The organism is Skermania sp. ID1734 (assembly GCF_007489285.1).
Taxonomy (GTDB): Bacteria; Actinomycetota; Actinomycetes; order Mycobacteriales; family Mycobacteriaceae; genus ID1734.
On sequence record NZ_VLIY01000002.1, the window covers coordinates 193326 to 208043 of the forward strand.

General features: G+C 65.7%; 16 protein-coding genes. 6 read left to right on the top strand and 10 right to left on the bottom strand.

Annotated features, from left to right (window positions below; all coding sequences use genetic code 11):
- Positions 1-167: 167 nt before the first annotated feature.
- Both FOS14_RS02950 and FOS14_RS02955 read right to left on the bottom strand, forming a co-directional pair.
- On the bottom strand, positions 168-2495 hold the full coding sequence (locus FOS14_RS02950) for a hydantoinase B/oxoprolinase family protein (RefSeq protein WP_143768769.1): 2328 nt from the start codon (positions 2493-2495) through the stop codon (positions 168-170).
- An 8-nt stretch (positions 2496-2503) separates the two neighbouring features.
- Complete coding sequence (locus FOS14_RS02955; protein WP_143768770.1) at positions 2504-4606, bottom strand: hydantoinase/oxoprolinase family protein; 2103 nt, start codon at positions 4604-4606, stop codon at positions 2504-2506.
- A gap of 167 nt (positions 4607-4773) precedes the next feature.
- Here FOS14_RS02955 and FOS14_RS02960 point away from each other — a divergent pair, with 167 nt between their 5' ends.
- From FOS14_RS02960 to FOS14_RS02975, 4 genes are read left to right on the top strand one after another with little or no spacing between them, the layout of a single operon-like run.
- Positions 4774-5529: a maleate cis-trans isomerase gene (locus tag FOS14_RS02960; RefSeq protein ID WP_143768771.1), complete on the top strand. Its 756-nt coding sequence runs from the start codon at positions 4774-4776 to the stop codon at positions 5527-5529.
- Positions 5530-5540: 11 nt separating this feature from the next.
- Positions 5541-6176, top strand: coding sequence for a VOC family protein (locus FOS14_RS02965; RefSeq protein WP_143768772.1), 636 nt, complete (start codon positions 5541-5543; stop codon positions 6174-6176).
- Entirely contained in the window at positions 6173-6418 is a 246-nt protein-coding gene (locus FOS14_RS02970; RefSeq protein WP_143768773.1) for a hypothetical protein, read from the top strand. The genes FOS14_RS02965 and FOS14_RS02970 overlap by 4 nt, the downstream gene beginning before the upstream one ends.
- Positions 6415-7650: an alpha/beta hydrolase gene (locus tag FOS14_RS02975; RefSeq protein ID WP_143768774.1), complete on the top strand. Its 1236-nt coding sequence runs from the start codon at positions 6415-6417 to the stop codon at positions 7648-7650. Before FOS14_RS02970 ends, FOS14_RS02975 begins: the two co-directional genes overlap by 4 nt.
- Here the strand turns inward: FOS14_RS02975 and FOS14_RS02980 are convergent.
- Genes FOS14_RS02980 through FOS14_RS02990 form a run of 3 tightly spaced genes read right to left on the bottom strand, consistent with a single transcriptional unit; the run spans position 7623 to position 11138 of the window.
- Positions 7623-8588 carry a fumarylacetoacetate hydrolase family protein gene (locus FOS14_RS02980; protein WP_143768775.1) on the bottom strand — a complete coding sequence of 322 codons (966 nt, stop codon included), beginning with the start codon at positions 8586-8588 and terminating at the stop codon, positions 7623-7625. The genes FOS14_RS02975 and FOS14_RS02980 overlap by 28 nt on opposite strands.
- A complete protein-coding gene (locus tag FOS14_RS02985; protein ID WP_143768776.1) occupies positions 8585-9367 on the bottom strand; it encodes a cyclase family protein in 783 nt (260 codons plus the stop codon). Before FOS14_RS02985 ends, FOS14_RS02980 begins: the two co-directional genes overlap by 4 nt.
- Before the next feature lie 31 nt (positions 9368-9398).
- Positions 9399-11138, bottom strand: coding sequence for a CocE/NonD family hydrolase (locus FOS14_RS02990; RefSeq protein WP_255450022.1), 1740 nt, complete (start codon positions 11136-11138; stop codon positions 9399-9401).
- Positions 11139-11224: 86 nt separating this feature from the next.
- Here FOS14_RS02990 and FOS14_RS02995 point away from each other — a divergent pair, with 86 nt between their 5' ends.
- Positions 11225-11851: a TetR/AcrR family transcriptional regulator gene (locus FOS14_RS02995; protein WP_255450023.1), complete on the top strand. Its 627-nt coding sequence runs from the start codon at positions 11225-11227 to the stop codon at positions 11849-11851.
- On the opposite strand, the gene FOS14_RS03000 is transcribed toward FOS14_RS02995, so the two are convergent.
- The 4 genes from FOS14_RS03000 to FOS14_RS03010 form a co-directional block, all read right to left on the bottom strand.
- Complete coding sequence (locus FOS14_RS03000) at positions 11814-12494, bottom strand: TrkA family potassium uptake protein (RefSeq protein ID WP_370512152.1); 681 nt, start codon at positions 12492-12494, stop codon at positions 11814-11816. The two genes, FOS14_RS02995 and FOS14_RS03000, sit on opposite strands and share 38 nt — an antisense overlap.
- A 99-nt stretch (positions 12495-12593) precedes the next feature.
- Positions 12594-12728: a hypothetical protein gene (locus FOS14_RS25110; protein WP_255450024.1), complete on the bottom strand. Its 135-nt coding sequence runs from the start codon at positions 12726-12728 to the stop codon at positions 12594-12596.
- A 65-nt stretch (positions 12729-12793) separates the two neighbouring features.
- Positions 12794-13075: an ion channel gene (locus FOS14_RS03005; RefSeq protein WP_143768777.1), complete on the bottom strand. Its 282-nt coding sequence runs from the start codon at positions 13073-13075 to the stop codon at positions 12794-12796.
- 80 nt (positions 13076-13155) lie between these two features.
- Positions 13156-13572 (bottom strand): hypothetical protein, encoded by a 417-nt coding sequence (locus FOS14_RS03010; RefSeq protein ID WP_255450025.1) that lies wholly within the window; start codon positions 13570-13572, stop codon positions 13156-13158.
- A gap of 187 nt (positions 13573-13759) precedes the next feature.
- Between FOS14_RS03010 and FOS14_RS03015 the strand changes: the two genes are divergently transcribed.
- Positions 13760-14137: a hypothetical protein gene (locus FOS14_RS03015; protein WP_255450026.1), complete on the top strand. Its 378-nt coding sequence runs from the start codon at positions 13760-13762 to the stop codon at positions 14135-14137.
- Between the two features lie 165 nt (positions 14138-14302).
- On the opposite strand, the gene FOS14_RS03020 is transcribed toward FOS14_RS03015, so the two are convergent.
- The gene (locus FOS14_RS03020) at positions 14303-14689 is read right to left on the bottom strand and encodes a nitroreductase/quinone reductase family protein (RefSeq protein ID WP_143768779.1); all 387 of its coding nucleotides are present in this window, start codon (positions 14687-14689) and stop codon (positions 14303-14305) included.
- Positions 14690-14718 lie beyond the last annotated feature (29 nt).

Genomic DNA, 14718 nt, shown 5'->3' on the forward strand with positions numbered 1-14718 from the left:
CAGCGACGAAGGAGTGAGGAACGGAGCGAGGAGCGGAGGGAAGGACCGCAACGGGCAACACAGTCATGAGTGGAGGTCCTTCCTGAGCATCGCAGTGAGTACCGCAGCGACCAAGGAGCGAGGAACGGAGCGAGGAGCGGAGGGAAGGACCGCAACGGGCAATACAGTCATAACGCCACCGGCGCCGCCGGGAGTAAGCGGGCGATGTCGAGCGCGTAGTCGGGATGGTCGGCGGGCACGATGGCCGAGTACAGCGCCGTCCAGCAGCCAGGGCAGCACAGCTGGCGGAACACGACCGGCGCGTCGACGTACTCCGACGGATCCGAGGTGACCTGTGGGCCGGCCGCCGATGATGGTCCGTCGAATCGAGCCAATTGCAGTGCGGCGTCGTTGCGTTCGTCGCCGAGCAGCCGCCCGCAGTGGGCGCACGCGATGACCCGGGTGTCGCCGACGGTGACTTCGGCGATGTTGTCGTCGAGGCGACGTGCCCTGCTCAGGTCGAGTGTGGGCGCGTCGGCTGGCAAGTGGCCGGAGCGCTCGCGTCGGTCGCTGCGCAACTGTTCGCGACGACGCGTCGTTGCCGCATCGTCGACCGATCCGTCCGCAAGCACTACGCCATAGACGCTGTCCGCGCCACCGATGCTGACCTTGCCCTCACGTACATCGTCGGCCACCGCGTGCGGGTCGCGGAGCAGCGGGTCGCCGTAGCCGCCGCCGCCTTGCCAGTGCATGTAGAGCACTTCTCCTGGGGCTACATAACTTTCGGCATAGCAGGCGCCGAGTTCGCGTGCGCCGCCGAGCTCATCGAGTGCGCCGGGGATTTCCCCGCGGCGGAATTGTTCGCGGACATCGGTGTTGCGGGCCAGGATCTCCACACCGGTGTTGCCGGGATAGCCACCGGCCAGTCCGTTGTTCTGTGAGACCGCCTTGCCGGCCGAGGCGAGAACGAGACCCATGGGCAGGCTGGTGCCATACGGTGTGACCGCGATGGAGGCGCTCACGCCGCCACGCTGACGGCCGGGCCCACCCGAGTCCGGCTCCTCGCGGCGCCACAGCGTCAGCAACGGGTAAAGGAACTCGGTCATTTCGGTGTCGGGGACGCGTCCCATCGGGATGCAGAAAAGGCCGCCGGTGTCCATGCCGTCCGCGGTCGGGCGGGCACCGTACCCGCCGGCCATCGGTTCCATCATCACGTTCAAGAAGGGCACTGGTTGCTCGTGACGCTCATCGAGGCCGGCGAGCACGGCGGTGTCCCAGGTGCCACAGCAGGCCGCCTGCACGTTCTTGCCCAGATCGACGGAGCGGTCGAGCATTTGGGACAGGCACTCGGCGATCAGGGTGCCGGTGAGCCAGGCGGGACCGATCGGACCGCGGCTGACCGCGGCCGGGAAGGTGGCGTTGTTGATGGTGCCCGGCTCGGAGATCAGATCGAAGCAGCGCATCAATCCGCCTGCCGACCAGGGGATGTCGCCGGCCAGGATGGGTAGCAGGGCGAGCATGACGCCGCCGCGCATTCCGGCATAGGTGCAGTTGATGACGCCGGCCTGCTTGTCGGTGCCGGTGAAGTCGAAGGTCAGGTGATCGTCCTTCTTGGTCATGGCGACGGTGATCTTGTGCAGGCCGCGGTCGCCGGCGTGCGACTGGTCCTGGTATCCGGTGGCCTTCCAGGTTCCGTCCGGCAGCGTGGTGAGCTTGCCGCGTAGTCGTTGTTCGGCGTCGGACATCATCCGCTTCATCACGGCCTTGACGGTGTCGGCGCCGTATTGCTCGATCACCGCGAGCAGGCGGTTGCGCCCGACGGTGTTGGCGCCGATCTTGGCGCGCAGGTCGAGGCCGACGAGCATCGGCACGCGGGAGCGACGTACCCATAGGTCGGCGACATCGCTCTGCAGTACACCGTCGCGAACCACCTTGACGGGCGGGGTCGGCAGCGATTCGGAGAACACGTCCTGGGCGGCGGGGGAGAACGAGCCGAGCCCGACGCCGCCGAGATCCGGTTCGTGACACAGCGCGCTTGTCCACCCGAACAGCTTGCCGTCGTAGAAGATCGGCTGATAGACGATGACGTCGTTCTGGTGCAGGCCGCCGCCCACCCAGGGGTCGTTGCACAGGAACATGTCGCCCTCGGCGATGCCGGGGTTGGTGGCGCGGTGCTGCAGGGTCCAGTAGATGGCCAGGTCGACCGCGCCGACAAGCATTGTGTTGTACAGACCGACCTGTACCTCTTGACCGACTTCGTCGCTGATGGCGAAGTCGAAGTCGTTGGCGTCGGTCACAATTGGCGACCCGGACATGCGCTTGAGCGCTTCACCCATTTCTTCGGTGACCGACCAGAGCCGGTGCCGGACCACCTCGTAGGTGAGTGGGTCGATGCTGTCGATCTGGTCTTGGGTGACGGTGTGCACCGGCAGTGAGGGCGGCAGCGTGCTGGTCAGCTCGTCGGGGTCGATCGGTCGGCTGGCGAAGACTTCCGAGCCGGGAATGGGCATGGTCATTATGGCTCCTAGTGGGCGACGATATTGAGATTGCCGAGGCGGTCGACGGTGCCGGTGGTGTTGTGCGGGACGACGACGGTGGTGGTCGGGACCTCGACGATCGCGGGCCCGCTGAGGGTGTGCCCGGCCAGCAGCTTGCTGTAGTCGTACACATCGGTGTCCACGTAGCCGAGGGCGCCGTCGAGGCAGACCTTGCGGCTGCCGATCCGAGCCACGGCGGCGTCGGCGGAGTCCCCCGACTTGAGTTCCGGTAGAGCGGGGGAGAAGGGCAGGATGCCGGTAGCGCGTACCCGGAAGGTGATTGCCTGGATTCCGGCTTCACGGAATCCGCTTCCGGCGCCGTACAGTTCGGCGTAGCGCTGCTCGAACAGGTCCGCGGCTGCGGCGATGGCGGCGGCATCGAGGCTGCCGTTGGGGACTGCAGTGGCGACCTCGGCGAGCTGCATCGTGAACCGCATGTCGATCTCGCGTTCGATCTCGATGCCCGAGTACTTCAGCCCTTGGCGGTCGAGCGCGGCGCGCACCTGCGCCTCGAGCCGCTCGAAGTTGCGTTCGACGCGGCCGGGGTCCATCCGCATGGCGCCGGGGTCGGACAACTCGGCGGCCAGCACGATGTTGGATGCGGCCAGGCCGTAGGCAGAGAATGCGGAGGCGACCTGGCCCAGCGGCACGATGACCTCCCGAACACCGACCTCGGCCGCGTAAGCGGCGCAGTGGGCTGGCCCGGCACCGCCGAACGCGTACAGCACAAAGTCGCGGGGGTCGTGGCCGGCTTCGACGACCGTCTTGCGCAGCAGGTCCCCCGTCTGGGCGTTCTGCACTGCATAGATGGCCGCGGCCGCGTCCTCGACCGAAAGCCCCAGCGGTTCGGCAATTTTGGTGCGAATTGCCTCGCGCGACAAATCTTTGTTGAGCGGCTTGCGCCCGCCGAGCAGGCCGCGCTCGGGCAGGATTCCGAGTACCAGGTTGGCGTCGGTGTTGGTGGGTTCGGTACCGCCTTGGCCGTAGCACGCGGGACCCGGTACTGCTTGGGCGCTGCGCGGGCCGACCTGAAGGTTGCCACCGGCGTCGATCCAGGCGATGGCGCCGCCGCCGGAGCCGATGGCATGTACTTCGAGGGTCGGCACGTTGATGGGGTGGTGATTGATGACTGTGCTGCTCGCGCGCACCGGCTCACCGTCGACGACCAAACCGACGAGGAAGGTCGTTCCGCCGACGTCGGTGGCGATGATGTTGCGGTGGCCCAACTGCTTACCGAGCGACACGGCGCCGACCACGCCCCCGGTCAGCACCGAGCCGACGGTGCTGATGGCGTTTCTGGGTGCTTCGGCCGCAGCGACTGCGCCACCGTTGCTCTGCATCACCAACAGTGGCCCCGCCAGCTTGCGTTCGCGCAGCTGCGATTCCAGCGAACCGAGGTAGTCGCGCAGCCCGGGGCCGATCTGGGTGCTCATGATTGTCGTTGCGTTGCGCGAGAATTCGCGGATGCGCGGGCTGACTTCGCTCGACAGTGAGACGAACACGGTCGGGTCGATCTCGTGCACGAGCTCGCGAATCCGCTGCTCGTGGGCGGGGTTTCGGAACGACCAGAGCAGCGACACCGCTATTGCGGAGACCCCGTCATCCAGCAGCGTGCGGATCGCGGTGCGCGCCGAGTCCTCGTCGAGCGCGACCACCACGTTGCCGTCTCGATCCAGCCGCTCGGTGACCTCGAGTGCGTGCTTCTTCGGGATCAGCCCGTGGGACTTGCTCTGGCCCAACAGGTTCTGCAATTCCTCGGGCGAGCGGCCGAGGTAGCGGCCCTCCACGTTCATGATGTAGATCGAGTCGCGATGTCCCTTGGTGGTCAGGAAGCCGACCGGCGGCACATTGCCCATCACCAGCGCGTTCAGTGACGACGTGGTTCCGTGCGCGATGTGGTGGGTCTCGGCGAGCATGGCCTCGACCGACACACCGAGTTGTTGTGCCAGCACATCGAGCACATCGAGCACGCCTTGTGAATAGTCCGGCGGCGTCGACGGTGCCTTCGCCGCGAGTACCGTGCCGGCGTCATCGTCGAGCACCGCGTCGGTGAACGTGCCGCCGACGTCCACACCGATCACATATCCCATGGTCGCTGACTCCTCAGATTGAACTTACGTATGCGTCGAGTATTTGACGCCGATGGTGAATTGTCAACAGTGACTTTGAGTGAAATTCGAGGGGTTGACGGTTCGTCGTTAACGTCGAATACTTGTCATGAGCGTAAACGCGCGTTGTCATGGAAGGAAGTTTGTGGATGGGTATCCATCGGATCGGGCTGATCGTGCCGAGCTCGAATGTCACCGTCGAGACCGAGATGCCAGCACTGTTGGCGCGTCATCCGGTTTCGCGATTCTCGTTTCACTCCACGCGGATGCGCATGCACACGGTGTCCCCCGAGCAACTCGCGGCCATGAATGCCCAGCGCGAACGGTGCGTCTTGGAAATTGCCGACGCCTCTCCCGACGCGATCCTCTACGCCTGCCTCGTCGCAGTGATGGTTGGCGGACCCGGTGAACACCAGCGTGTCGAGGCCGCGGTGGCCGAGCAGTTGGCCGCGGGCGGCTCCGACGCGCGAATCCGCTCGAGCGCCGGGGCGCTGGTCGAGGCGCTGCGGGCGATGGATGCCAAGCGGATCGCCATCGTTACGCCATATCTGCGACCGCTCGCCGAGCTGGTCGTGGCGTACCTGGAGTCCGAAGGATTCACGGTTGCCGACTGGCGGGCGCTCGAGGTCGCCGACAACGCCGAAGTCGGCTGCATACCGGGGGAGCGGGTGCTGGACGCGGCGCGCTCGTTGGATCTCGGCGATGTTGATGCTCTGGTGATCTCGGCGTGCGTGCAGATGCCATCACTGGATCTGGTCGAGGCTGCCGAGGTGGAGTTCGGCGTGCCTGTGCTGTCGGCGGCCACCGCGGGCGCATACAGCCTGCTGCGCAGCTTGAACCTTTCCGTGGCGATCCCGGGTGCCGGCAGCCTGTTGCGCGCCGACCTCGAATCCGTTCCTGCCTGAGGAGGCCTGTGATGACCGATCTTCCGCACAAGGTGCACGGCGTCGACCACGTCGCGTACCCGACTTTCGATCCGGCCGCGACGGTGAAGTTCTACCGCGACGTCCTGGGTTTCCCGGTGGTGCACTCGATCTGCGCGGCTGGCTGGGGTCCAGACAAGCACCCGGACTTCATCCATTTCTTCTTCGACATCGGCAACGACGACCGGCTCGCGTTCTTCTATTACTTTGGGCTCGAGCCGTTCGAGGGCGGCCCGCAGGGCGACGCATACTCGCGCTTCGACGAACATGTGCCTATCTGGTTCATCCGCTCCCGCCACCTGGCCATCCACGTCGCCAGCGAGGACGACCTGCTCGAGTACCGGCGCCGCCTCGACGGCAGCGAATGGCCCGTCGAGATGCAAATCCAGCACGAGACCATCGAATCGATCTACACCCACGACCCCAACGGTTACATGATCGAGATCACCCGAGCGATGAGACCCGTTACGCCGCAAGAAGACTTGGACGCCAACCTGACCATCGACGCGCTCGTCGACGTGGTGCAAGGCCCCGACCCGAGCATGGCGGCGCTGCTCACCCGTAAAGCCGAACTCATTGTGGAACGGGCCGCGGCATGGGAAGAACAGCAGAAGGTGGGGCAGCGATGACCGAACTGTTCATGCTCGACGTGCCGGAAAACACGTCGATCGTCGCGGTCGCCGACAAGGACGCGGCGGTGACCGTCGACCGCGTCGGACCGTACTTCCGGATCAGCTCCGAGTCGGCCATCGTGATCGACCGCCGCGCCACCGGCTGTCGGCACGCCGTCTGGTACAGCAGCGTTGCCGGTCTGGTCGGGTCTCGAATCACCCAGTGGGACAAGGACGCCATGCGAATCGAGCCGATATGACAGACACCGTCCAGCGACTCGGTGCGGGCCGCTACATCGAGGCTGCCGCCGCACCCGCCAACACGGTAACAACCGTGCACGAGTTGGAAACGCATGACGGGGCAAAGGTTTCCGGCGTACTGCGGACGGTTCCCGGCGCGTCAACCGTCGTCACGCTCATGCATCCGCGCCAAGATCTCACCCACCACGTCCTGGTCCCCGAACTGCTGGCTCGCGGATTCGCGGTCTGGACCCAAGGCACGCGGTCGGTCAACAACGACATCTCCCTCGTGCACGAACAGGCGCTGCTGGACGCGGCCGCCGGTCAGGCGTTTTTACGCGACCGCGGATTCGAGCACGTCGTCACGCTTGGACATTCCGGCGGGGGAACCCTTTTCGCCTTCTACCACCAGCAAGCCGGGCTCGAGCCGGGGGAGCGCATCGCCAAGACTCCTGCGGGACGCCCCGTGGACCTGGCCGGGGCCGACATGCCGGTGCCTGATGGCGCCGTGTTCATGGCACCCCACCCGGGTCAGGGCGCGTTGCTACTGAGGTTGATCGACCCGTCGGTCACCGACGAAAACGACCCCATGTCCGTCGACCCGGAACTGAACCCCTTTGCACCCGAAAACGGATTTGCCGAACCACCCGAGAGCTCAACGTATTCGACTGAGTTCGTGACGAGGTATCGTGCGGCGCAACGAGATCGGGTAGCGCGATTGGACGCGGTGGCCAAGGACCGGGTCGCGGACGCCGCTGCTGCGCGTAATCGGTTCAAGGCCAGCGAAAATCCTCACGATCGGCGTGTCGCCCTGGCGCCGCGGGTGCTCACCGTCTACCGAACCGACGCCGACCTGCGGTTCATGGACATGTCGTTGAGCCCGAACGATCGCCCCTACGGCTCGCTGTTCGGCCGCCGACCCGACCTGACCAATTACGGCCTGGTCGGCTTCGCCCGGTTCGCCACGCCGGACGCCTGGCTGTCCACCTGGTCGGGCCTGAGCAGCAACGCCGACTTTCTCCGCTGCGCGCCCGGGGTAACCACGCCAACGCTGTTCGTCGAACTGAGCGGCGACCAGGCATGCTTTCCCGAAAACGCCGAGGCGATGGTCCACGCACTCGGCGCGCAGGATAAAGACCACGTCCGGGTTGCCGGCACCCACTTCGGCGGCCCGATCGCGAAGGGGCAGCCGACCGGCGCCAGTCTCGCCGCAGCCGAGATGGGTCACTGGCTCGCGGAGCGTTTCGGCTGACCCTGCTGAGGTTGGGTTGCTCGCCGCGCCGGCGGAACCGGGTGCAGCACAGGCCCGTTCACTACGGTGTTGTGGATCGTGCCGATGCCCTCGACGGACATGGTCACGGTGTCGCCGATGCGCAGCGGCGGCGGTCGCAGCTCACCGTGCCAGCCCCACAGTTCGGCGAGGCAGCCACCTCCGCAGGTGCCGGAGCCGAGCACGTCGCCCGGCCGAACCCAGGTGCCTCGGCTGGCGTAGGCGATGAGCTCGGCGAACGTCCACGCCATGTTGGCCAGCGTGTCCCCGCCGATGCGGACATCGTTGACGAACACGTCCATGGCCAGGTCGTAGCGGCCGTTGCGCTCGTGGTGGGCGAGATCGTCCGGAGTGACCAGCACCGGACCCAGCGTCGTCGCGGTGTCCTTGCCCTTGGCCGGCCCGAGCCCGACGCGCATTTCCCGGCTCTGCAGGTCGCGCGCCGACCAGTCGTTGAGAATGGTGAACCCGGCGACATGGTCGAAGGCCTCCGCCGCGGACAAGTTGTAACCCGCTCTACCGATCACCACCGCGACTTCCAATTCGAAGTCCAGCGTTTCGCATCCCGGCGGCATCGGGACCGGTTCACCCGAACCGATGGCGGCGTGCGGGTTGGTGAAGTAGAACGCCGGCGCCTCGTACCACGCTGGTGGGATTTCGCTGCTGCCGGTGACCGAGCGCAGCGAGCCCGCGGTGTGTTGCTCGAAGGTGATGAAGTCGCGGATGCTGGCCACCGGAACCGGCACGGCCACCGTGTCATTGGAGTTCCACGGCAACTGCTGACCCGCCAGAAAGGCGCCGGGATCGGCAGCGGCAAGCACGTCGAACACGTCGGCCGCCTCGAAAAGCAGGTCGATGCGATCGCCCTCGACGACGCCGTACCGCCGAACGCCGTCGAGAATCACCGACCCGATTCTCACGCCGACTCCTCGTCGAAGATCGCCACCGCGCGGGTCCAGCCGGCCGAGGCCTGGTGCACCTTCACGGGGAAGCACGCCACCTGAAAGCCCTGGGAGGGAATGGATTCGAGATTGCCGAGCTTCTCGATGTGGCAGTAGCCGATCTCGCGCCCGGCACGATGTCCTTCCCAGATGATGCTTGGGTCATGGTCCGTGGCATAGCGCGCGGCGGTGTACACGAACGGGGCGTCCCAACTCCAGGCATCGGTGCCGGTGACCCGGACGCCTTGGCGGAGCAGGTGCAAGGTCGCGTCCCGTCCGACGCCGCAGCCGCTCACCACGTAGTCGTCGTGGCCGTACCGGCTGCCGGCACGTGTGTTGACCAGGACGATGTCGTACGGCGCGAGGGTGAAGCCGATGCGGTCGAGCTCGCGGTCGATGTCGTCCGGGGTGACCACATAGCCGTCGTCGAGGTGGCGGAAGTCGAGTTTCACGCCACGCCCGAAGCACCAGTCGAGCGGGACCTCGTCGATCGTGATGGCACGTTTGCCGCCATCCATGGTGGAGGCGTAGTGATACGGCGCGTCGAGGTGGGTGCCGTTGTGGGTGGAAACCCGGACCCGCTCGATCGCCCAGCCCTCGCCGTCGGGCAGGTCATCGACACGGGCGCCGGGGAAGAAGCGCAGCATGTCTTCGCGGGTGTCCTGATGGTCGAAGTAGTCGATTTCGGGCAGATGCCCGGGCGGGTCGGAGGCGATGCCCGCCTGCAACGACACGGACAGATCGACGATTCGTCGCATGAGCGTTCCTAACGTAGGGGCGTCTTCGAAGCTACCGCGCCGGGATCACCGGTAGCAGCAGCGAAGTTCCGGAGTCTGGGCCGGTGTACAGGGTGGTGGTGCCGTCGAAGACTCCGGCCGGGCGGTCGTCGGGGTCGTCGTGGACGAAGACGCCGTTGCCGCGTTGTTGGATGCCATACAGCACCGGCCACGGGCCCTCACCCGGCATCTCGAAGTCCTTGCCCGACAGCGTGACTCCCAGGCGATAGCCTCGCGGCACGACGATGGATGTCGGCCAGATCTCGACATCCAGATCAACCGGATCGCCAGGGGTGAGCGGCAGAGCACGGGTGTGCCGATGCCACGGCTGGTGCGGCAGGCTTGCCTGCTCGTCGAGTTCGCGATGCGAAGCACGCAGCCAACCGACCGCAAGGACGCCGTGGGCGTCGATGGCGGACACGAGCGACGCCTCGTTGCCGTCCGGATCCTGCACCCGGAGCGTGACGAAGGCGTCAGCGTCGGTGGTTGACGAGGCCAACCTGATTCGCGCGCTGGCCGGTCCGGTGATCTCGAGTTGCTCAGTCAGCGGTTCGGTCCAAAAGTCAACGCCGGGACCGAGCGCCGCGAAGTCGATGGTGTGCTCGGCCGACGGTTCGCTCGTGCCCAATGTTCCAGACGCCGCGTCGAGATAGAAGCGGGTCCATTGGGTCCGTGCCAACGGCCACTCCTGCTCGTCGCGAAGTTCGAAGGAACCATCGACGTGGCGGACGTTGAGCCGAACCGGTGGCTGCTCGTCCCACCCGGTGTCCTCGCCCTTGAGGAAGTGTCCGAAGAACCGTTTCTGCAGGGCGACACCGTAATCGGTGTAGAACTCCGCGTAGTGCTCGTTTCCGTGCACTTCGAGCCACTTCTGTGGTGATGACACCTTCGCCCAGCCGTCGAAGTTCCCACGGGTATGCAGGTGATGTGCCCAATTCGCGGGCGAGAGCACCGGCACCTCGATGCGAGTGAGGTCCGGAGTGCGGGCGCGGGCGAAATCGTCGAGCAGGTTGCGCTGCTTGGCTTCAGCGATCGTCTCGACGCGGTTGGCCGCCAACTCCGTTTCGCTCAACGTCGGGGGTCCGGCGACCAGTTCGCCGTTATTCGGATTGCGACGACCGTGCTCGCCGACGCCGTGCTGCACCGTGAAGATCTGGTAGTCCTGCCACGCCTGGCCGAACCGGCTGAGGATGCCGCCGTGCCGGTTGAGGTCGCGATAGAAGTCGGTGAAGCCCTCCCACGGGCAGATCGCGGCCAGATGCGGCGGCCGCAGCGCCGCCACCAGCCACTGATTGGCCGCGTAGTAGGAGATGCCGAGCAGGCCCACCTTGCCGTTCGACCAGGGTTGGGTGCCGGCCCATTCGATCGCCTCGTAGTAGTCGTGCGCCTCCTGTGGACTGAGCATGTCCAGCAGTCCCGGTGAACGTCCGGCGCCACGGGAATCCACCCGGATGCACACGTATCCGTCCGGAACCCACTTCTCGGGGTCGACCGTTTCCCAGACCTGGTAGCGATTCGACGAGCCGGCTACGGCATCGGGATAGACGCTGGCCAGTCGCTGCCACATACCGGCGAACCCCTCCTGGAATGCCAATCCCTTGCCGTATGGCCCGAGCGTCATCAACACCGGATGGTGACCGTCGTCGTTGGGTCGGAACACGTCGGCACGCAGCAGCGCACCATCGGCCATCGGCACCGGGACATCCCAGTCGATCCGCATTCCGTCCGCGGTCTCGTTACGTTCGGTGATCACCAGGTCCTCCAAAGTCTAGGAACTTGCATTAACAGTATGTGCTGGGTCACTCCTCAAATGCAAGTGTCTTGCGTTAGATTGAAAGCGTGACCGACAACGCGACTCCCCGCCGCCCCGGCGGACGCTCCGCCCGGGTCCGCCGCGCGGTGCTCGACGCCACCCTCGATGCGCTGCACGCCCACGGCATGGCAGGGCTGACCGTGGCCGACGTCGCGGCGCGAGCGGGGGTGCACGAGACGTCCATCTACCGCCGCTGGGGAACTCGCGAGAACCTGATGGTCGAAGCGCTACTGGAAGAAGCCGAGGAACTGCTGCCGGTGCCGGACACCGGGTCGCTGCGCAAGGACTTGCTCGCGTACGCCACCTCGCTGGCTGCCTACCTGAGCAGTCCGATTGGCAACGCCTTCGACCGGGCGTTGGCAGCCACCGGCGATGACCCGGCGAGCGTTCGAACCCGTGACCAATACTGGGAAGCCCGTTACGGGCGCTCCGGCGACATCATCGAACGAGCGATCGCTCGCGGGGAGCTTCCGGCCGACACCGATCCGCGTCATGCCATCGAGATGCTCGTGGCCCCTTTGCATTTCAAGGTAGTGCTCACTCGGGAGCCGCTCGATCCGAAGCTTCCGGAACAGATCGTCGACACCCTCCTACACGGACTCCTTGCGGATGGAGCTAGCCCGACCGTTCGACACGTGCGCGAACCGCAGTGAGCTGTTCCGGGGTGCCGACGGCGAGCAGGATCGTCCCCGCGGCGAGCACGGTGGAGTCCGGCGGGTTGGCGTGAAACTGGCTGCCCGCCGGTCGAATAGCCACGAGCAGTGCGCCGGTCGTGTCCCGGAGCGCGGCGTCGGCGAGCGATTTGCCGACCAACCAGGAATCGGGACGGATGTCCACCTCTTCGAAGCGAAACTCGAGGCTCGCGTCATGCATGACGATGTCGAGAAACTCGGCGACGTTGGGTTGCAATGCGAAGGCGGCCATCCGTCGGCCGCCGATCAGTTGCGGGTTGACCGCTCGATTGGCCCCCGCGCGAAACAACGCCGGCTTCGATGCTTCGGTGCGGGCGCGGGCAATGATGGTCAGATCGGGGCGTAATGCCCGGCTCGACAGCGTCACGTAGATATTGCCGGCATCGGTGTCCAGCGCGGCGATCAACGCGTCCGCCCGGGCGATGCCCGCCGCTTGCAGCACCGTGTCGTCCGTGACGTCGCCGTTCACCGTCGGATGCGTCAGACCGGCGAGTCGGGCCGGATCACGGTCTGCCACAACGACCGATCGACCGATGGAGGTGAGGTACTCGACGCACGCCCGACCGACGCGGCCCCAACCACAGACGATGATGTGGCCTTCCATTCGACCTGATTTGCCGGTCCATCCGCCGCCTCCGTAGCAGTTGGCGCAGGTCGTTGCTCCGAGATGGTCACACCCGCCTCGAGATGGAGCTGAGCGACTTCATCCGATAGTGAACCGCAACTCGGGGTAATCGATCTCGTCATAGTCGACCGACGCCGACTGCGCGGGACCGAAGGGCCGCAGGTGGGTCTCGGCAATGACGCGTATGTGCCGGTGGCGGCGGAAGAAGTTCAATCAATTGCTCGGCCAGTCGGCCGCCTGAATTTTCACCGAGTCCGTCTACGACGAGTACGAGCGGTTCATGCAGATCGTCGAGCGCCTTCGATGAGCGCTTCCAACAGGACACCGAACATGTACAACGCAGTGCCGACACCGATGAGGATGAGCACGATCGTGAATATCTCGCCCGCCGGGGTGAGCGGCCGCACCTCACGGAAGCCGACTGTCGTGATGGTCGTGACCGTCTGGTAGATCGCGGCAAGCAGACCGAAGCCCAGTAACAGGTAGCCGATAGTTCCGGCGAGCATGACGAGGGTGAACGCGCCGAGTGCGCGCATGATGCGTCGCAACGGTGTCAGCATCGAAAATCCTCTCGACCATGATCATTGTGCGTGATCAGCGCCGCTCGATGGTCGAGTTCCTCCAGGTACGCCGACCGAAGCTAATGCCGCCGGTCGCTTTTGGATTCGCCAAGCTTGATGCGCCGCGTAACCCGGCAGCCGATCACGTGACGTACGGACCTCGCGCAGCCGGTGAGCCAGCCGGCCATCTTGCGGTTGTGGCCCTTGCGGGTCGTCGCAGTGCTGGTCAACGTGCGATCCCAGGCGGCGAGTTCCAGTTGGGGGAACGCATCGATGACGGCCTGTGCGGCGGCCGTGTTCGCGAGGACCTGATCACCGAGCACGCCGTCGGATCCGACCAATGTGAGGCGCACGCCGACGCGGCCGACGGGCTCGATCACGGCGTTCGCCGAGCCGCCATGGCGCTCGAGAAACCGTCCGATCGCCGCCGACACAGCCCTCGGAACCGCGGCGCTGTTCGGGTGGCCCTGATCGGCTGCCGCACGCTGATTGCCCATGCGCTCACATACTGACGCATCTTCGGATGCCGCACCGGCGGATTGTGCCGATGCACAACGTCGACTGCGGGCCGAACCATATCTGGATTGGCACGAGACTGCGGCACTCCGTCGGCGATATGGTGAGCCTGCAGTTGTTTGAGTTCCTTGTACCCCGTCCGGCTGGAGCGACCTCATGGACGATTCGATGACGATCACAGCGAAGACGACGGGCAGCCCGTACGGGGGCGAGGCCGACAATCCTTGGCCAGCAGGGCATCCAGCGGAGGGGGAGCGGGTCGCGATTTTCGCCTTCGAAGTGACCAGCGTCGACGGGGAAAGCGAAGACATTCGGACGTACCACGTTGCGCCCGTCGATTCGGCCACCCAGGGTCGCGTCTCGTCGAATCATCCAGATCCGCAAGGACTCACGGTGCAATGGACCGGGTGTGGCGCAGGAACCGTTGTGCGCGCGCCTGCCGGCGGCCACGCCGAAGCGCTCTCGGATGATCCTGATCGCGCCGACGCCATCTTCGACTGCGAGGTCAAACCTGATGACATGCAACTGATCACCGTGCAGCAATGACCCTATCCCGGGAAGGACGGTCACGATTATGAGCGACAAGAACGCACGCGAAGAAGCCATCGAGAAGGAAGAGGAGCGTCGCGAAGAAGAGCGCAAGCGCCTGGAAGAGGAAGAAGAGCGTCGACTGCGCTAGCCCGGGCTCGGTCCGGCTTGGTGCGCCGATCCTCAGTCGCTGAGATCGATCCGGATCGTGAGCAGGTTGGTGCCGGCCACGCGTACGCCCAGGCTGTTGAGTCCGCCCAGGTCCGCCAGGCGCGCGCATGGATCGTCATCGGGTAGCAGATGCGCAACTCCGCTGTGCCACTGTCCGCGAAGGCGGAGCCGCACAGCGGGATTGGCCTGGATATTGCGCACGTAGTCGGCGTCGGTGCCGTGCTCGGAAACTATCCAGAAACTCTGGCCCCGACGACGACCGCCGATGGGCGTCAACCTCGGTTTGCCGCTGCGGCGCCCGACGGTCTCGATCAAGGTCTGGCCGCCGATGCGCCGTGCGAGGGGGTTGACGAGGTGTCGCTGCCCCCAGGTGACGAGTTCATATTTGCTACCGCCCATGTGCGTGATTTTTCACCGCCTGCGGTGAA